This is a genomic window from Pseudokineococcus sp. 1T1Z-3 (assembly GCF_037482365.1).
In the GTDB taxonomy this organism is placed as follows: Bacteria; Actinomycetota; Actinomycetes; order Actinomycetales; family Quadrisphaeraceae; genus Pseudokineococcus.
In genome coordinates this window covers 100805-118511 of the sequence record NZ_JBBHZF010000012.1, presented here as the reverse complement: position 1 = coordinate 118511, position 17707 = coordinate 100805, and the positions used below count along the sequence as shown (strand labels likewise).

The following is a 17707-nucleotide window of genomic DNA, read 5'->3' as shown; positions in this document are numbered from 1 at the left end:
TCGGCGACCGGCGAGCTGGCGCCCTCACGGGCCGACCTGGCGGTCACCGACCTCCCCGGTGCAGCCCTGCTCACACCAACCCCTCACCGGCCGGGTGTGGCAGCTGCGGCACGACCTGTCGGCGCACGACGCGGTCTACGTCGCCCTCGCCGAGGCACTGGACGCCCCGCTCCCCACGACCGACGAGCGGCTCTCGCGCGCACCGGGCCACGACGCCGTCGTCGAGCTCGCGCGCTGACGTGGAGACGTCTACCGGCTGGTGCGCGACCGACAGCCGTCAGGCGAAGGTGAACCGCGTCGGCTCGGCGCCGTCGTCGGTCGGCAGCACCAGCACGGTCTCCGGCGTGAGCGCCCACGCCTGGAAGGGCGGCCCGCCCGAGGTCGGGGCGGCGTAGGGGGCGTCGAGCTCGTCCCCCGCGACCTCCGTCGGCCAGTCGAAGACCTCCCGCAGGGCCCGCGAGGCCCGCTCGAGGTCAGCCCTCGACGTCCACCGCCGCGCCGGGCCCTCCGCGACGAGGTGGGCGTCGCCGAGGTCGACGGCGAGCGAGCCCCGCCCGGCGGCGGCGAGCAGCCGGGTCTTGAGCGCAGACGCCTTGCTGGCGAAGACGAAGGCCTCGCCCGACCAGGCGGCGAACAGCGGGCGGCAGTGGACGGCGCCGCCGCTCGCCACGCTGAGCCACGAGGCGCTCTCCCCCGCGCGCAGCCGTACCTCGACGTCGGCCCAGCCGAAGGCGCCGTCGTTCACGACGTCGGTCTCGGTGCCGCGGCCGCGGCGCCGGAGGACCTGTGCGTGCGGGGTCGTCATGCCGGGCAGACGTCCGCCGCCGCGTGGACTCATCGGGCGGCGCCCTCACCCGACCATCAGCCGCACCGCGAGCGCGACGGCGACCGCCAGGTAGGCGACGGCGAAGCCCTTGCCGGCGACGCCGAGCAGGTGCGGTCGGCCGAGCAGCACCGGGCGCAACGACGCCGCACCGAGGCCGTAGCCGGCGAAGACGACCAGCGTGAGCAGCATGAAGACCGCCCCGAGGGCAGCCATGCCCGCGACGCCGGCACCGGTCGGGGCGAACTGCGGGAGGAAGGCGACGAAGAACAGCGTCAGCTTGGGGTTGAAGAGGTTGAGCACGACGCCGTCACGCAGCACGCGACGGGCGCGGACGGCGACCACCTCCTGGCGCGCCCGGTCCGCAGGCAGGCCGTGACCCGCACCGCGCCAGGTCATGACCGCGAAGACGAGCAGGACGACCACACCCGCCCACGTGAGGGCCGCGTAGGCGATCGGGCTGGCCGCGAGCAGGGCGGCCAGGCCCATGGCCGATGCCAGCAGGTGCGGGACGATCCCCAGCGTGCACGCGACGGCGGCGAGCAGCGCGCCGCGGTGACCGCGCCCGAGGCCGGCATCGACCGTGTACACGGTCCCCGTCCCCGGCGTCGCGACGACGACGAGGCTGGTGACGACGAAGGCGAGGCTCACGCGCCAGAGCCCGACGTCACCGGCCGCTCCCGCGGGGGCAGCCGCAGCGCGGGCTGCTCCGCCGTCAGGAGCGTCGGTGCGACGGTGACGCCGGCGGCAGCGACCGCCGCCTCGAGGGCGGCGGCGAGGGCGTCGAGGTCTGCCTGCCCGCCCTCGTGCACGGCCTCGGCGACGACGAGCGCCGTCCGCGTCGAGGGCCGGACGGTCGAGCGGGCCGACTGGCGCCAGCACCAGCGCCGCGAGTGCGCGTGGCTGGCTCCGTCGGCGTAGACCATCTCGCCCGGGGCGGGATGCTCGACGTCGCCCCCGAAGGTGTCGTGGACCTCGTCACCGATCGCGCGCCGGACGAGCAGGGAGCCCTCGACCCGGTCGAGGTCGACGACGGCGACCGGGACGGCCCAGCGCACCGACAGGGCGTTGCCCAGGTCGACGAGCGGGTGGACGCGCGGCAGGTCACCACGGGTCCGCAGGCGCCGGAGCAGCGACTCGGCGGCGCAGCGGTACTGCGTCGGTCGCACCCCGAGGTCGGCGAAGACCCGCCGCCAGGCCATGACCGAGCGGACGGACGACTCCGGACCTCGGTCACCGCCCGTCTCGATCGCCCGGAGGTGCGCCTCGGCGGCAGCTCCCAGGCGCTGCTGCTCCTCGGGCGCCACCGGGACGGGGAGGACGGCGGCCACCGCCCGCAGCGACGGGACGGCGTCCCACACCTCGGGCGCGTGGGCGAAGACCCGCGCCTCGTGGCCGTCCGGGCTCGAGCGGGTGCTCCTGCTCTCGGTCATCCCGGCATGCTGGTCGCCGCATGGTCGGCCCAGAAGGACCAAAGGCTGGTGTGATCGGTGGACCAACAGGCGCGCGGTGCGGACTTCCTGCAGCTGGACCCGGCCTCGGCGCCCGGCGGCGGCCGCGCGGGCTGGTTAGCGGACCGGCTGCGGGAGGCCGTCGCGGACGGGCGCCTGCCGCTCGGCGCCCGGCTGCCGCCGAGCCGCCATCTGGCCGCGGAGCTGGGCTGGTCGCGCGGCGTCGTCGTCGAGGCCTACCAGCGGCTGGCCGAGCAGGGCCTGCTGACGGCACGCTCCCGGGACGGCACCCGGGTCGCCCTCGTCCCGCCTCGGCCGGCGCCGGCGTCTGGCGCCTCGGGCCCGGCGGCCGGCTCGGCGCCCGGGTCGCCCCCGAGGACTTCTGCGGCGCACCTGCCCGCCGACGTCGTCGACCTGACACCCGGCGTCCCTGACCTCGACCTCTTCCCCCGCACCGCCTGGCTGCGCGCCGAGCGCGAGGCGCTGCTCGGGCTCGGGGCGGGTGGCCTGCGCTACGGGGAGCCCGCGGGCGAGCCGGCGCTGCGGCAGGCCCTGGCGGGATGGCTCGGCCGCCAGCGCGGGCTGAGGACCACGCCGGAGGCGGTCGTCGTCGTCACCGGTGTCGCGCAGGCCCTCGCGCTGACCGCCACGGTCCTGCGGCGCGCCGGCCACGCCCAGGTGGCGGTCGAGGACCCGGGCTCGCGCGGCGCCCGCGACGAGCTGGCCTACTGGGGCCTGGCCCCGGTGCCGGTGCCCGTGGACGAGGAGGGGCTCGACGTCGAGGCTCTGGAGCAGGGCACGGTGGGCGTCGTCGTCACGACGCCCGCGCACCAGTACCCGACCGGCGTGGCGCTCTCGTCGGCCCGGCGGACGCGGCTGCTGCGGTGGGCCACCGGGAGCGACGGGCTCGTCGTCGAGGACGACTACGACGCCGAGCAGCGCTACGACCGTGCGCCCGCCCCGGCGCTGCACCCGGCGGCGCCGGAGCGGGTGCTGCACACCGGCAGCGTCTCCAAGGCGCTGGCGCCGGCTTTGCGCCTGGGGTGGCTCGTCGTCCCTGAGCACCTGCGCGCGGCGGTCGTCGAGGCCAAGCACATGAGCGACATCGCCACGCCGACCCTCCCCCAGCTCACGCTGGCCCGGCTGCTGACCTCCGGCACCTACGACCAGCACCTGCGACGGGCGCGGCGGCACCAGCGGACTCGGCGCGATGCCCTCGCCGACGCCCTGGAGACCCACCTCCGCGACGTGCCCGGCGCCCGCGTGCGCGGCGTCGCCGCCGGGCTGCACCTGCTGCTGGAGCTGCCGGGGCACGACGACGTCGCCCTGGCGGCTGCTCTGGCCGCGGACGGCGTCGTCGTCGACCCCCTCGCCCGCCACCGGGTGGAGCCCGGTCCGGGAGGGCTCGTGCTCGGCTACGCCGCCTCCCCTCCGCACCGGCTCGCGGCCGCGGCGGCCGCCGTTGCCCGGGCCGTGCGCAGCGGGCCCTGAGACCGTCTGCGCCTCAGCAGCTGACGGCGGGCCGGACGGGCTCGCGACGGCTGCGAGCGCCCCCCGCCCGAGCGGGAAGGACGCCCGCCGCGACGAGGACGAGCGCGGCGCTGAGAAGGAAGGCGCCGACGGGGCCGAGGGCGCCGACGAGAGAACCGGTCACGGCCGAGCCGACCGCCTGCCCCGCGGTGAGGGCGACGAAGAGGGTCGCCGTCGTCGCCCCGGCCGTCGCCGGCCGCAGCACGCCCGCCCAGGCGATGAGGACGCCGGTCAGCGCCGTGTACGCGCCGCCGAAGACGACCGCCGCTGCCCCGGCGGCGACGGCCGAGGAGGGTGCGAGCGCGAGCACGGCGGTCCCTGCGGCCGAGAGGCCTGCCGTCAGCGCCCAGGCCCGCCGCAGGCCCAGGACCCGGACGGCGTCGCCGCTGAGCGCCCCCAGGACGGCGGTCGCCCCGAGCAGCACCCACAGCGCCGCCGTCGTCCGGTCGGGCAGGCCGCCGGTGCTCGTGAGCAGGTCGCGACCGAAGGTCCAGACGGCGGCGCTGCCCAGCCCGGCGAGGGTCGCCGCGACGACCGGACGCACCAGGGAGGCGTCGTCGTCGGACGACGTCTCGCCCCCCTCCTGGTCCGAGCGCGCCGACGGCTGCCGGTCCCAGCGCGCGCACCGGTCGACCACCGCCGCCGCGAGCAGCACCACGACCGCGGCGAGCGCCCACACCGGCCGCCACACCGAGGGCACCAGGAGCACGCCGACGCCCGTCACCGCGACACCCAGACCCGTCCCCCCGTTGACGACCGCCTGCGCCCGCGGCGCCGAGCGCTCCGGCACCGTCGCGGCGACGGCCGCCACGAGCGCGGGGGAGGCCGCCCCCGCCGCGCTGCCGGCGACGAGCACGCCGAGGGCCAGCACGGCCGCCGACGGCGCCGCGGCGACGACGAGCGCCCCGGACGCGGCCAGGCCCGCCGCGCCCCACAGCACGGGCCGGCCACCACCGCGGGTGACCAGCGGCCGCGCCAGCAGCGCCGCGACGCAGTACGCCGCGAAGCTGCCCGAGGCGATGACACCCGCCAGCTGCGGCCCGAGGGCGAACTCCGCGGAGAGCTGCGGCAGGTGCAGGCCGTAGCCGAAGCGCACGACCCCGTAGGTGACGGCGATGACCCCGGCGCCGGCCGCGAGGAGCCCGGTCGAGCGCACTGCCACTGGCTGTAACGTTCGTTTCATCATAGTGGTCGTTACAGTACGAGCATGAGCCCCCGTCCCGCGACCCCCAGCGCCGAGCCCGCGAAGGCGCCGGCCCGCACCCGCCTGCTGGACGCCGCCGACGACCTCTTCTCCGCGCACGGCATCGCGGCCACCGGCGTCGACGCCGTCCTGCGGCGCGCGCAGGTCGCCCCCGCGACGCTCTACGCCCACTTCCCGGGCAAGGACCACCTCGTCGCGGCCTACCTGCAGCGCCGCCACGAGCGGTGGGTCGCCGTCTGGGACGAGGTGCTGGCAGGCTGCGGCGACGACGCCGACGCCCGGGCGCTCTCGGTCTTCGACGCCCTCGAGGCGCTCTGGGCACGCCCCGACGCCGCCGGCACGGCCCGCGGGTGCGCCTTCCTCGCCGCCGCGGTCGAGGTGGTCGACGCGCAGCACCCGGCGCACCGCTGGCTCGTCGCCGACACCAAGCTGCTCGTCGAGCGGCTCGCCGAGCAGGCGAGCGCCACCGGCGTCGCCGACCCCGGCGCCCTGGCGGCCGAGCTGCTCGCGCTCTACGACGGGGCCCTCGCCGCCCGCGCCCGACGCGCCGCCACGGGGGACGCGCCCGTCCCGCCGCCCGTCCGCCACCTCGCAGCCGCCGCGCTCATCCGTCACCGGGACGCCGCGCGCCCGTGAACGAGGGCGTCACCCGAGGCTCTCGTCGACGGGAGCGCACTTCTCTGCCCCGCGCAGCTGCCGGTGCGCCTGGCGCGAACCCCACCCGCGCCGGGCACGACGTGCTGCACACCAGCGACCTGCCCGCGTCGCACGGCATCCTGGCGAGCGGACCGCGCTGCCCGGGACGTGGCCTCCGCTGGGTCGTCGCTCGACGCCGACTCCTACCCATGGCGCCCGTTGGACACCTACGAACCCCACGGTGTCGCCATCGACGTCCCGAGAGCCCCGGATCGCGCCGCCACCGCCCGCGGCAGCCCGGGAGGCCATCTCGGCCAGCCTTTACGCGGGGACCCATCGCTACCGGCAGTCCAGGCGCGGGTGCTTCCAGTGCATCGCTCGCCGGGTCCCTTCGGGAGTCCGGTACCTGACCGCCCACCTCGACGAGGACCTGGCCACCAGCGATCTCGACCAGCCGTCGGTCACGAGCGGAGCGGCGCCGGGACTCGACCTGCCCGCCTGGGCAGGATGGCCGTCGAGCCCGGTGACCGTGGTCAGCAGGTGCGGCAGCCGCCGTCTCGTCGAGCACCGGCCGTCGTGCAGGCCTCCCGACGGGCCGTCCCGCGACGACGATGACCGCATGAGCACCGACCGCGCGCCCTTGGTCCGTCGCGTCGACGTGGACGGGGAGGACGGCGTCGCGGTCGACGACCTCCTCGCGGCCGCCGAGCGCGAGGAGGTGGCGCAGGAGGACGAGCACCTGGGCCCGAGGGAGAGCAGCACCGTCACGGCGAGCGACCGCCCGCGCTCGACCGCCGCCTTCCCCTCGACGCTCCACGGCGACGCCGCCGTGCACCTCGCCACGGTGGACGACGAGGCCGCGGGGGTGGCGATCGCCAGCCCCAACGCCGAGGTGCTACGTCTCTGGGTGGTCCCCATCTCTCGACGTCTCGGCATCGGGTCCGCCCTCCTGGACGCCGTCGTCGCCGGCGCGCCACCGGGCCCGGTGCGCCTGCACGCGTGGGAGTGGGACGCCTCGACGCTCGCGCTGGCCCGCTCCCGCGGCTTCGTGCCCACGCCGTCCTGGCACCGGCACCCCCGGCGCACCTGCGTGCAGCTGCCGTCGGACGCCGCCCCCTGCGCCCCGGCCCCGGACTGGTCCTCCCCCTCCTGGATGGTCGACCTGCACCCGGTGGCCGTCGAGGCCTACGAGGTGCGTGACCCGGCCTCCCCCGCCCTGCGGGTGCTGGGAGCCGCGGCGACCGTGCAGGGGCTGGGGCTGCTCGACGGGATCGTCGGCACCGTCGAGAACCTCTTCCACGAGGGGCGGCTGGTCGTCCTCGACGACGCGAGCACCGCCTTCGGCCTCCTCGGCCTGCACGACGCCGCCGCGCTCTGCGTGCGCGCCCGCGCCGAGTACCTCCGGATGCGTCCGACGGGGTACGAGGACATCTCCGAGGACGACGAGCGGCTCTGGGGCGAGCTGGAGGAGGCCTTCGGCACCGCCGCCGACGACGACACCTTCGAGACTGCCGTGCGCGCCTGGATCGAGACCTGAGCACCTGACGTGGGGGCTCAGGGGCGCTCAGGGGCGCCGGTCCGTCACGGCCGACGCAGCGGCCATGGCCGACGCGGCCGCCGTCGCACGGTCACGGACGCGAGGGACTTATCTGGCGAGCCCCGCGTCAGAGGACCTGGGTGAGCACCCCACCATCGGCGCGCAGAGCCGCGCCGTTCGTGGCGGAGGACAGGGGGCTGGCCAGGTAGGTGACGAGCGAGGCCAGCTCGGCCGGCTCCAGGAAGCGCTGGACGAGCGACGTCGTCCGCCGCTGGCCGATCGCCGTCCTGAGGTCCTCCTCCGGCATGCCCTGCTGCAGCGCGACCGACCGCACCGCGGCGGCGACGCCGTCGGAGTAGGTGGGGCCGCCCAGGACGCTGTTGACCGTGACCTCGGTGCCGCGGGTCAGCTTCGCCAGGCCGTTGGCGAACGCAAGGAGGGCCGCCTTGCTGACGCCGTAAGGGAGCATGTCGGCGGGGACGTCGACCCCCGACTCGCTGCTGACGCAGATCACCCGCCCCCACCCCCGCGAGAGCATCCCGGGCAGGAGCCGGCGCGAGAGCCGCACCGCCCCGAGGACGTTGACCTCGTGGACGAGCCGCCAGTCCTCGTCCGTCAGGAGGTCGAACTCCTTGACCTCGAAGAGGCCGGCGTTGTTGACCAGCACGTCGACACCTCCGGGCCCCACCTGGTCCAGCAGCTGCTCGACCTCCGAAGGGACGGCCAGGTCGCCGGCGACCCCCGTGACGTCAGCCTCGGGCCAGCGGTCGCGCAGCCGGGCGACGGCCTCCTCCACGCGCGGCCGGCTGCGTCCGTGCAGCACCACGGCGGCGCCCTCGGCGGCGAGGGCCGACGCCACGGCGTACCCGATGCCCTGCGTCGACCCGCTGACCAGGGCGCGCTTCCCGACGAGCTCCAGATCCATGCCCAACCTCCATCGATGACTTGACTGAGCAAGCGACGCTACGCGGCGTTGACTTGACTGGTCAAGTGACTAACCTGGTCGGGTGCCGTCCCCACCGCCCGTCCCGCCGCACGAGGGCGGCGCGCCCGCCACCGACCGAGCGCCCGCCGACCTCGAGAGTGACGGCGTGGAGGGCGACGACCTCCAGGGCGACGACCTGACGACGTGGTCGGGGCTGGCGACCCTGCTGGAGTGGCTGCCGGCTCGGCTCGACGAGCAACTGCAGCGGGACTCGGGCATGTCGCACTTCGAGTTCGGGGTCCTCTACGCGCTGGGGCGCGCACCAGAGCGGACGTTGCGCATGAGCGTCCTCGCCGGGTACGCCAACAGCAGCCTCACCCGGCTCTCACGCGCCGTCGCCCGCCTGGAGCGGCGCTCCTGGGTCCGGCGCCGACCCGATCCCGCCGACGGCCGCTACACCTTGGCCGTGCTCACCGACGAGGGGGCCGAGGAGGTCGAGCGGGCGACGCCCGGCCACGCCGCGGCCGTCCGGCGCCTCGTGCTCGCCCCCTTGACGACGACGCAGCAACGCCAGCTGCGAGTGATCACCCAGCGGCTGCTCGAGGCGGCCGGGCCGGGGCAGGCCTGGGCACTACCCGGCGGCTGACCCACGAGGTGCCGGCCCGCGGCGCGGCCGTGAACGCGATCATGAGTCCTGTCGGGGCTGGGCTGCGTCGTCCCTTCGGCAAGGTCACGAGCCCGTCGACGTCGCCCGCTCTGCCAGGATCACCGGCGACCCGACGCCGGCCGCGACGCGCGCCCGGCCCGCACCCGCCACCGGAGCCGCCCGTGTCCACCGCCGCCCTGCCCGCACCACGCCATGCCGGCGCCGTCCTCGCCGACCTCCTGCCCGGGACGGCGGTACGCGACGTCGCGCTCGTCGCCGCCGGCGTCCTCGGCATGGTCGCCGCGGCCCAGCTCTCGCTGCCCGTGCCGGGCTCGCCCGTGCCGGTGACGATGCAGACCCTCGGGCTGGTCATCGTCGCCGCCGCCCTAGGACCTGTGCGCTCCGTCACCGTCATGGCCGTCTACATGGCCGGCGCCCTCGTGGGCCTGCCCTTCTACTCCGAGGCCAGCGGCGGCTACGAGGTCGTCCTCGGCGCGACCGGCGGGTACGTCGTCGGGTTCGTCCCGGCCGCGTACCTCATCGGGCTCGCCGCGCGCCACGGCGCCGACCGGCACCTGCTCAAGGCCCTGCCGCTCTTCGTGGCCGGCCAGCTCGTCGTCTTCGCCGTCGGCGTGCCGTGGCTCGCGCTGACGACGGGCATGAGCGCCGAGCAGGCGATCGCCACGGGCGTCCTGCCGTTCGTCGTCGGCGGCCTCGTCAAAGCGGCCGTGGCCTCGGCCGTCCTCCCGACGATGTGGGCGCTCGTGCGCCGCGGCGGTCGCCGTCGCTGACGACGCCGCGGACCCGACGCGAGAGCCCCCACCCGCTGCGGGTGGGGGCTCTCGCGTCTCCGGCGACGTCGAGGCTGGGTCTCCCGACGTGCCAGGACGGTGTCGGGCCCGTCCCGACGCCGTCGGCGAGGCGGGCCCGGCACCTCTGGTGTACTCCCGCCACCCGCCGCGGAGAAGATCTCGCAGGTCTCGATCCGGTCGCAGCCCCAGACGGACGACGCCCCCCTCACCCGGGCGGGTGAGGGGGGCGTCGAGGACTCGTCGGGTCAGGCGTCCAGGTCGGTGCGGACGAGCTCGGCGATCTCGGTGACGTGCGCCTCGTCGTCACCCTCGACCGTGACCTCGGTGCCCTGCTCGGCGCCGAGCGTCATGATCATGAGGGCCGAGCCGGCGTCGACCGGCTCCTCGCCCTCGACGGCGAGGGTGATGTCGCTGCCGAGCTCGGCGGCGCGGGCGGCGATGACGGCGGCCGGACGGGCGTGCAGCCCGACCGAGGAGCCGACGGGAACGGTGGTGCTGGGCACGAGGCCCTCCTTCGCAGGTCGTGGCAGGTGCCGGGCGGGTGCACCGGCACAGGCAGGTGGTCCTCGCGTCCCGTCCCGGCAGAGGCCCGGCCGGACGCGAGGGGAGCCGCTCAGGCGGCGACGAGGTCGGCCTTCGAGCGACCGAGGCTCTTGGCGGCGACGACGGCCGCCGCCGAGACGAGGACGCCAGCGAGCAGCGCCACGAGGAACAACCAGGCCGGGTTGATGGCGAGGATGACGAAGATGCCGCCGTGCGGGGCGATCAGCTGGACGCCGGACGCCATGATGATCCCGCCGGTGACGGCCGAGCCCAGCATGATCGAGGGGATGACGCGCAGCGGGTCGGCCGCGGCGAAGGGGATGGCGCCCTCGGTGATAAAGGCGAGGCCCAGCGGCACGGCCGCCTTGCCGTTCTCCCGCTCCGGCGCCGTGAAGAGGCCCTTGCGGACGAAGGTCGCCAGCGCCAGGGCGAGCGGCGGCACCATGCCCGCACCCATCACCGCCGCCATGATCACGTAGGGCGCCGGGTTGTCGACCGAGCCGGCGGACAGGCCCGCGGCGGCGAAGGAGTAGGCCGTCTTGTTGAGCGGCCCGCCCATGTCGAAGGCCATCATCAGGCCGAGGATGACGCCGAGCAGGACCGCGGAGCCGCCCGAGAGGCCGTTGAGGAAGTTACCGAGCCCCACCGTCACGGCCGCCAGCGGCTGGGCGAGCACGGCGAACATGAGGAAACCGGTGATGAGCGTCGCGAAGAGCGGGATGACGACGACCGGCATGAGGCCGCGGAACCACTGCGGCGTCGGGATCCGGCTGATCCACAGGGCCACCGCGCCGGCGAGCAGACCGCCGACGAGACCACCGATGAAGCCCGCACCCGTGGCGCCCGCGACGAGGCCGGCGACAAAACCGGGCGCGATGCCGGGCCGGTCGGCCATCGCGTAGGCGATGTACCCGGCCAGGGCGGGGACAAGCAGCCCGAAGGCGAGCTGGCCGAGCGAGGCGAAGACGGCGCCGAGGTACTGCAGGAGACCGCCGTCGGGCAGGTTCGTCAGGCTGTTGGTGGACAGGATGATGGCGTTGAGCGCCGGCCCGTCCGGGTCGCTCGGCAGCGGCGAGACGATGTCCGGGCTGCCGAGGGCGAAGCCCAGCGCGATGAGCAGACCGCCCGCCGCGACGAAGGGGATCATGTAGCTGACTCCGGTGAGCAGCCAGCGGCGCAGCTCGCTGCCGAAGCTGGCCCCGCCGGAGCCGGCACCGGCCGTGGCCGCCGCGGCGCCGGCCCCGCCGTCGCCGGCGACCCGCTTGGCCGCCGGGTCCTCGACGGCGCGCAGCGCCTCGGCGACCATCGCGTCAGGCTCGTTGATGGCGCGCTTGACGCCCGAGCTGATGAGCGGCTTGCCGGCGAAGCGGCCCTGCTCGCGCACGCCGACGTCGACGGCGAAGATCACCGCGCTGGCCCCGGCGATGACCTGCGGGTCCAGCGGCGTCGAGCCCGAGGAGCCCTGGGTCTCGACGACGACCTCGACGCCGGCCCGCTCGCCGGCGGCCACGAGGGAGTCAGCCGCCATGTAGGTGTGCGCGATGCCCGTCGGGCACGCGGTGACGGCCACGATCCGTCGGGCGCCCGTGGCGCTGGCCGCGGGGGTCTCCTGCAGCACGGTGGCCTGCGCGTCGGCAGCCACGGCGCCGGAGGCGGACGCCGGCGCGTCGGCGCCCTGGCCGGCGACGGTGCCGGCCGCGGCCGAGGTGCTCGCGGCGGCCGTCGCCGTGTCCTTGGCCGGTGCGGGGGCGAGCACCTCGTCGACCAGGGCGACGACGTCCTCGGGGGTGGAGGCCTCGCGCAGCGACGCCGTGAAGGCCGGCCGGACGAGCGCCCGCGCCAGCTTGCTCAGCAGCTTGAGGTGCGCGCTGCCGGCGCCCTCGGGCGCGGCGATGAGAAAGACGAGGTCGGCCGGCCCGTCCGGAGCACCGAAGTCGACCTTCCGCCCGAGCCGCGCGAAGGCCAGCGACGCCGTCGTCACGCCGGCGGTGCGGGCGTGCGGGATCGCGATGCCGTTGGGCAGGCCCGTCGGGGAGCTGGCCTCGCGGGCGAGGGCGGCGTCGGCGAGCGCCTCGGTGCCGTCCTTGCCGGCCGTGCGGCCGGCGTCGCCGACGAGGGCGGCGAGGCGGCGGACGACGTCCTCGCTCGTGCCGCCGAGGTCGGCGTCGAGCGCGACGAGGTGGGTGGTCAGGAGGTCCTCACCCCCCGACGTGCTGGTGGAGCTCGGAGCGGTGCTGTGGCTCATCGTGGCCTCTCGGTACGTCGTCGGTGACGGATCACGGTGGGTGGCGGGCTGGCGGGACTGCTGCGGTGCGGTGGTGCGGTGCCGTCGGAGGTCGGGCGTCCTCGTCGGCTCAGGACGAGGAGGAGAGCTCGGCGTCGAGCGTCAGGACCCCGACCTCGACGAGGTCGGGGCGCACGAGGTCTGGCCCCGGCAGGGCCGAGCCGGGCAGGGAGGCGGCGGCGGAGCCGTGGGCGACGGCCCACCGCAGCCGCTCGGCGGGCTCGAGCCCGGCGAGGTCGGCCAGGACGTACCCGGCGAGCGCGGAGTCCCCGGCGCCGACCGTGCTGCGCGGGACCACCGGCGGCGGCAGCGCGGACCAGGCGCCGTCGGCGGTGACGAGCACGGCCCCGCGGGAGCCGAGGGTCACGAGGACGGCGCGGACGCCGCGCTCGACGAGGGCCCGCGCGGCCCGGGCGGCCGCGAGCGGGTCGGCCTCCAGCGCGTCGCCGTCCTGCCCGGTCAGCTCACCGAGCTCCTCGCCATTGGGCTTGACGACGTCGGGGGCGTGCGCCGGCTCGGCCCCGGGCCCGAGCAGGGCGTCGAGGGCCGGCCCGGAGGTGTCCACGGCGACCTTGCAGCCCAGCGCGCGCAGCGGGCCCACCAGGTCGGCGTAGAGCGAGGGCGGGGCGCCCGGGGGCAGCGAGCCGGACATCACGGCCCAGCCGGCACCGGCGGCGGCCTCCAGCAGCACGCCGCGCAGGGCGGCGTGCCCCTCGGGGGTCAGCACGGGCCCAGGCTCGTTGACCTTCGTCGTCGTCCCGTCGGGCTCGGTGATCGCCGTGTTGGTGCGGACCCGGCCGCCCACGGGCACGGCCACGGTCGGCAGCCGGACCCCCGCCAGCGCGGAGAGCAGCGGGTCGCCGTCGTCGGCGGGCACGACGGCGAGCACGCCCCGCCCGGCGGCCGAGACGACGCGGGCGACGTTGACGCCCTTGCCGCCCGGCTCGACGACCGAGCCGCTGGCGCGCTGGACGGCGCCGCGGCGCAGCGGCGCCGCGAGGTCCACGGTGCGGTCGAGGCTGGGTGCGGCGGTAAGGGTCACGACGGGCGGGGCGCCGGCGGCAGCGGCCAGGGCGGCGTTCACGCCTGCACCACCTCGACGTCGGCGGCGGCCAGGGCGGCGCGCTCGGGCGCCGTCACCGGGTCGTCGGGGGCGGCGTCGGTCACGAGCACGTCGACCTCCTCGAGGCGGGCGAAGCGGTGGGTGTCGGTGCGGCCGGCCTTGCTGGCGTCGGCCAGGACGACGACGCGGCGGGCGCAGCGCACGAGCGCGCGCTTGACCGCCGCCTCCTCGGCGTCCGGGGTCGTGAGTCCGGCGTCCGCCGAGAACCCGTTGGTGCCGAGCACCGCGACGTCGACGCGGACGTCCTCCAGGGCCCGGACGGTCTCCGCGCCCACGGCGGCCTGCGTCGTCGCCCGCACCCGGCCGCCCACCAGCTGCAGCTCGACGCCCGGCACCGTCGCGAGCCGGGCGGCCAGGTGGACGGCGTGGGTGACGACGAGCAGCGGGCCTGCCCCGGCGACGAGCGCCCCGGGCGAGGTGGCCAGCAGCCCGGCGAGCCGGCCGGTGGTGCTGCCGGCGTCCAGCGCGACGCTCGCCGTGCCGGGGGGCAGCTGCGCGAGCGCGGCCTCGGCGATGCGGTCCTTGGCCTCCGCGGCGACGCGGTCGCGCTCCTCGACCCGGGTCTCCGGCAGGGCGAGGACCGAGGCGGAGACGGCACCGCCGTGCACACGGCGCAGCAGGCCGGCGCGCTCGAGGACGGCGAGGTCCCGGCGCACCGTCTCGGTGGTGACGGAGTGCTCGAGCGCGAGGTCGCTCACGGCGACCCGGGCCTCGCGGCCGACCCGGGCGGCGATGGCCGCCTGGCGTTCTGGTGCGTACACGGCTCACTCCCTCGTGAGTGCGGGACCCGTCGGTCTCGTGGTCGGCCCCAGCGGCTCTCGTGCTGGTGCGCTCGGGCGGCTCCTGCGCCGCCCGCCACGCGGGTCCCGCCGTCGTGCTGGTCCAGCGTGTGGCTTCGTGTGGCTGGGATGTTGCGTTGGTTGGTTCTACGCCCGATTGCCTTGACATGTCAAGGGGTGGTTCCTAGGCTCCTGAGCACCGCAGCTCGGCCCGGCAGGACCGGGTCGAGGTGGCGGGACCTCCAGCGGCGCGGGTGCATGGCCCGCACCGTCGACGACGACGGGAGCCATCGATGACTGCCACCTCTCACGGGACGCCGACAGGCACCCAGGTCTCACCGTCCCCGGCGCAGCAGACGCCGCCCGAGCCGCCGGCCGCCGACCCTGCGCCGCAGGTCCTGCGCGGGACCCCCGTCGTCCCCGGCGTCGCCGTCGGGCCGGTCGTGCGCCCCGCCCCGCGCCCCCGCCTGCCCGAGGTCCCCGAGGACGGTGGCGCCGGCGTCGTGCCCGAGGAGGACCGGGACGCCGAGATCGACCACGCGCGGGCCGCGGCGGCCTCCGTGGCCGAGCGGCTCACGGCGCGCGCCGAGCGGGTCGAGGGCGACGCCGCCGCGGTGCTGCGGGCGACGGCGCAGCTGGCCACCGACCGGGGCCTGCTCGGTGAGGTCCGCCGGCGGACGCGGGCCGGGGCCAGCGCCGACGTCGCGGTCACCGGCGCGGCGGAGAAGTTCGCGCAGATGTTCGCGACCATGGGTGGGCTCATGGCCGAGCGGGGCACCGACCTGTACGACGTGCGCGACCGGGTGGTCGCCGTCCTCACCGGCCAGGCCGAGCCCGGGGTCCCGCGGCCCGAGGTCGCCAGCGTGCTGGTGGCCGAGGACCTCGCCCCCGCCGACACCGCCGGCCTCGACCCGGCGCAGGTGCGGGCGCTCGTCACCCGCGGCGGCGGCCCCACGGGGCACACGGCGATCATCGCCCGGCAGCTGGGCATCCCCTGCGTCGTCGCGGTCGACGGCGCGCAGGACCTGCTCGTCGGCGAGATGGTCCTCGTGGACGGGACGTCCGGCACCGTCGAGGCCGACCCCGACCTCGAGGTCGCCGCCGGTCGCCTCGAGGCCGACCGGGCCGCGCGCGCCGCGGCCGCCGCCTGGTCCGGCCCCGGGCGCCTCGGCGACGGCACCCGCTTCCCCCTGCTCGCCAACGTGCAGGACGGCGCCGCCGCGCGGGTCGCCGCCGACGGGCCGGCCGAGGGCGTCGGCCTCTTCCGCACCGAGCTCTGCTTCCTCGGCACCACCGTGGAGCCCGACGTCGAGGCCCAGGCCGCGGTCTACGCCGAGGTGCTGCAGCCCTTCGCCGACCGCGCCCGCGCCGCGGGCGGGCCGGGAGACGGCACCGACGTCAAGGTGGTGCTGCGCACGCTGGACGCCGGCTCGGACAAGCCCATCGCCTACGCCACGCCGGAGCACGAGGAGAACCCCTCGCTCGGCGTCCGCGGGCTGAGGGTGGTGCGCCGGGACCCGGGCCTGCTGGAGCGCCAGCTCGACGCCGTCGCCCTCGCCGCCGAGCGGACGGGCCTGCGCCCGTGGGTGATGGCGCCGATGGTCGCCACCGAGGCCGAGGCGCAGGGCTTCGCCGCCGCGGTGCGCGCCCGCGGGCTCGTGCCGGGCGTCATGGTCGAGGTGCCCTCGGTCGCGCTGCTGGCCGCGCGGATGCTGCGCCACGTGGACTTCCTGTCCCTCGGGACGAACGACCTCACCCAGTACGCGATGGCCGCCGACCGCCTCTCCCCCGACCTCGCCGACCTCAACGACCCCTGGCAGCCCGCCGTCCTCGCGCTCGTGGCGATGACGGCGCTGGCCGGCCAGCGCGCCGGCAAGCCCGTCGGCGTGTGCGGAGAGGCGGCGGCCGACCCGTTGCTCGCCTGCGTGCTCGTCGGGCTCGGGGTGACGTCGCTGTCGGCGGCGGCCGCCGCGGTGCCGGCGGTGGGTGCCCGGCTCGCGACGGCCACGCCGGAGCAGTGCCGCGCCGCGGCAGCCGCCGCGCTGGAGGCCACCGACCCGTCGGCCGCCCGAGCCGCGGCACTGGCGGCGCTGGGCTGAGCGGCGCCGGGAGCTCGCCGGGGGCTGCCGGCCGTCAGCGCCAGGACGTCAGCGCCGGGCGAGCCCGACGACGACGGCGCGGTGGTCGGTGGTCCCGACGCGCACGACGTCGGCCGTGAGCGGCCGCCAGGCCCGGGCGTCGACGAGCACGTGGTCGATGGGGCTGCCCAGCAGGGGCGGCAGGACGGCGGGCCAGGTGCCGAGGCCGCCGACGCCCACGGCCTGCGCGACGCTGACGCACGGGCCGAGGTCGCGCAGCTGCGCGTGGTCGAGGGTCGCGTTGAGGTCTCCGGCGACGACGGCACCCGGCGTCGCCGAGCAGGCCGCGACGGCGGTCGCGCCCTGCTGCACCCACGCGTCCATGGGGAAGCGGCCGGGGATGGGCGGGGGCGGGTGGACCGCGACGAGGACGGGGCCGTCCCCGTCGACCGGGCGCGCGGCGACCGCGGCGAGGTCGAGGCGCGGCGCCGCGACGCGTTCCAGCGCCCCGAGCCGGTCGGAGACGAGCAGGCTGGTCACGGCGATGGGGCGCTCGTCGGCAGCCTCGGAGTAGACGGTGAAGGTGGCGCCCGTGGCCGCTCCGGCGGCGTCCGCCATCTGCTCGGCGAGCGCGGGGTCCGTCTCGGGCAGGGCGAGCACGTCGGCGCCGGTCAGGACGACGAGGTCGGCCAGCTGCTGCGGGGTGACGCCGTCGACCTCGGCGTTGAGCGCCACGACGACGAGGTCCGCGTCGGGGCCGGGGAGGCGCCCGTCGACGCCGCGGCTGGCCAGGACGGCGACGTGGACGACGGCACAGGCAAGCAGGACAGCGGAGAGAGCGCCGGCGAGCACCGCGGAGGGGCGCCGACGCCGCACCACCACGACGACGCCGAGGGCCGCCGCGAGCACCAGGAGCGCCAGCGCGCCAGCGCCGCGCAGCGCCACCGCCTGGGCGACGCCCGTCGTCGTCGAGAGACCGACGAGCGCAGGCGCCGTCGTCAGGACCGCCGCGGCGGCGACGAGAGCGGCGAGGACGCCGGCGACGACGAGGCCTGGCCTGGTGCGCGCCGCGGACCGGCGCCGCGGCGTCATGGGGCTCACCTTGGCACGCATCGAGCGGGGGCCAGCGAGCGCGATCACCGAGACCCGACCCTCCGGCCACCCCACGGTCGGCTGGTCCGCTGAGCTCCGAGGGTCGGTCGAGTCCGACGTCCGGCAGGTTCTCTGGCCGATGGAGCTGCGGGATGTCGGACTCGACAGTCTCCTGGGTGAGCTGCGGCCCCGTCGCTGTCCGCGCGGGCGCCTCGTGCGGGGCAGGACCCCGTCCACAGGGCCT

Annotated in this window: 17 protein-coding genes; 7 read left to right on the top strand and 10 right to left on the bottom strand. The window is 76.9% G+C overall.

The annotated features are described in order from the left end of the window. Positions 1–94 precede the first annotated feature (94 nt). Positions 95–238 carry a hypothetical protein gene (locus WDV86_RS03940; RefSeq protein ID WP_339566295.1) on the top strand — a complete coding sequence of 48 codons (144 nt, stop codon included), beginning with the start codon at positions 95–97 and terminating at the stop codon, positions 236–238. A gap of 39 nt (positions 239–277) precedes the next feature. Here the strand turns inward: WDV86_RS03940 and WDV86_RS03935 are convergent, their stop codons facing one another. Genes WDV86_RS03935 through WDV86_RS03925 form a run of 3 tightly spaced genes read right to left on the bottom strand, consistent with a single transcriptional unit; the run spans position 278 to position 2256 of the window. Beyond that, positions 278–805 (bottom strand): hypothetical protein, encoded by a 528-nt coding sequence (locus WDV86_RS03935; RefSeq protein ID WP_339566294.1) that lies wholly within the window; start codon positions 803–805, stop codon positions 278–280. A 45-nt stretch (positions 806–850) separates the two neighbouring features. Further along, on the bottom strand, positions 851–1474 hold the full coding sequence (locus WDV86_RS03930) for a LysE family translocator (protein WP_339566293.1): 624 nt from the start codon (positions 1472–1474) through the stop codon (positions 851–853). After that, positions 1471–2256 (bottom strand): B3/B4 domain-containing protein, encoded by a 786-nt coding sequence (locus WDV86_RS03925; protein WP_339566292.1) that lies wholly within the window; start codon positions 2254–2256, stop codon positions 1471–1473. The genes WDV86_RS03930 and WDV86_RS03925 overlap by 4 nt, the downstream gene beginning before the upstream one ends. 57 nt (positions 2257–2313) lie before the next feature. Between WDV86_RS03925 and pdxR the strand changes: the two genes are divergently transcribed. Continuing rightward, on the top strand, positions 2314–3765 hold the full coding sequence (gene pdxR / locus WDV86_RS03920) for a MocR-like pyridoxine biosynthesis transcription factor PdxR (RefSeq protein WP_339566291.1): 1452 nt from the start codon (positions 2314–2316) through the stop codon (positions 3763–3765). A gap of 13 nt (positions 3766–3778) precedes the next feature. Here the strand turns inward: pdxR and WDV86_RS03915 are convergent, their stop codons facing one another. Continuing rightward, positions 3779–4966 carry an MFS transporter gene (locus WDV86_RS03915; protein ID WP_339566290.1) on the bottom strand — a complete coding sequence of 396 codons (1188 nt, stop codon included), beginning with the start codon at positions 4964–4966 and terminating at the stop codon, positions 3779–3781. Positions 4967–5011: 45 nt separating this feature from the next. On the opposite strand from WDV86_RS03915, the gene WDV86_RS03910 reads away from it, so the two are divergent. Beyond that, complete coding sequence (locus WDV86_RS03910; protein WP_339566289.1) at positions 5012–5644, top strand: TetR/AcrR family transcriptional regulator; 633 nt, start codon at positions 5012–5014, stop codon at positions 5642–5644. Between the two features lie 619 nt (positions 5645–6263). Next, positions 6264–7181 (top strand): GNAT family N-acetyltransferase, encoded by a 918-nt coding sequence (locus WDV86_RS03905; protein ID WP_339566288.1) that lies wholly within the window; start codon positions 6264–6266, stop codon positions 7179–7181. A 127-nt stretch (positions 7182–7308) separates the two neighbouring features. Here the strand turns inward: WDV86_RS03905 and WDV86_RS03900 are convergent, their stop codons facing one another. Then, positions 7309–8106 (bottom strand): SDR family NAD(P)-dependent oxidoreductase, encoded by a 798-nt coding sequence (locus WDV86_RS03900; protein ID WP_339566287.1) that lies wholly within the window; start codon positions 8104–8106, stop codon positions 7309–7311. Positions 8107–8272: 166 nt separating this feature from the next. Here WDV86_RS03900 and WDV86_RS03895 point away from each other — a divergent pair, with 166 nt between their 5' ends. Both WDV86_RS03895 and WDV86_RS03890 read left to right on the top strand, forming a co-directional pair. Continuing rightward, positions 8273–8752: a MarR family winged helix-turn-helix transcriptional regulator gene (locus tag WDV86_RS03895; protein ID WP_445262933.1), complete on the top strand. Its 480-nt coding sequence runs from the start codon at positions 8273–8275 to the stop codon at positions 8750–8752. A gap of 182 nt (positions 8753–8934) precedes the next feature. Next, a complete protein-coding gene (locus tag WDV86_RS03890; RefSeq protein ID WP_339566285.1) occupies positions 8935–9543 on the top strand; it encodes a biotin transporter BioY in 609 nt (202 codons plus the stop codon). A gap of 266 nt (positions 9544–9809) precedes the next feature. Here WDV86_RS03890 and WDV86_RS03885 read toward each other — a convergent pair whose 3' ends face one another. The 4 genes from WDV86_RS03885 to WDV86_RS03870 all read right to left on the bottom strand — a co-directional run bounded on the left by WDV86_RS03885 (position 9810) and on the right by WDV86_RS03870 (position 14275). Beyond that, entirely contained in the window at positions 9810–10067 is a 258-nt protein-coding gene (locus WDV86_RS03885) for an HPr family phosphocarrier protein (protein WP_339566284.1), read from the bottom strand. A 110-nt stretch (positions 10068–10177) separates the two neighbouring features. Beyond that, on the bottom strand, positions 10178–12352 hold the full coding sequence (locus tag WDV86_RS03880) for a PTS fructose transporter subunit IIABC (RefSeq protein WP_339566283.1): 2175 nt from the start codon (positions 12350–12352) through the stop codon (positions 10178–10180). Positions 12353–12461: 109 nt separating this feature from the next. Beyond that, entirely contained in the window at positions 12462–13475 is a 1014-nt protein-coding gene (locus tag WDV86_RS03875; RefSeq protein WP_339566282.1) for a 1-phosphofructokinase family hexose kinase, read from the bottom strand. Then, positions 13472–14275 carry a DeoR/GlpR family DNA-binding transcription regulator gene (locus tag WDV86_RS03870; protein ID WP_339566281.1) on the bottom strand — a complete coding sequence of 268 codons (804 nt, stop codon included), beginning with the start codon at positions 14273–14275 and terminating at the stop codon, positions 13472–13474. Before WDV86_RS03870 ends, WDV86_RS03875 begins: the two co-directional genes overlap by 4 nt. Positions 14276–14586: 311 nt before the next feature. Between WDV86_RS03870 and WDV86_RS03865 the strand changes: the two genes are divergently transcribed. Continuing rightward, a complete protein-coding gene (locus WDV86_RS03865; protein WP_339566280.1) occupies positions 14587–16392 on the top strand; it encodes a putative PEP-binding protein in 1806 nt (601 codons plus the stop codon). A 48-nt stretch (positions 16393–16440) separates the two neighbouring features. On the opposite strand, the gene WDV86_RS03860 is transcribed toward WDV86_RS03865, so the two are convergent. Continuing rightward, positions 16441–17463: an endonuclease/exonuclease/phosphatase family protein gene (locus WDV86_RS03860; protein ID WP_339566279.1), complete on the bottom strand. Its 1023-nt coding sequence runs from the start codon at positions 17461–17463 to the stop codon at positions 16441–16443. Positions 17464–17707 lie beyond the last annotated feature (244 nt).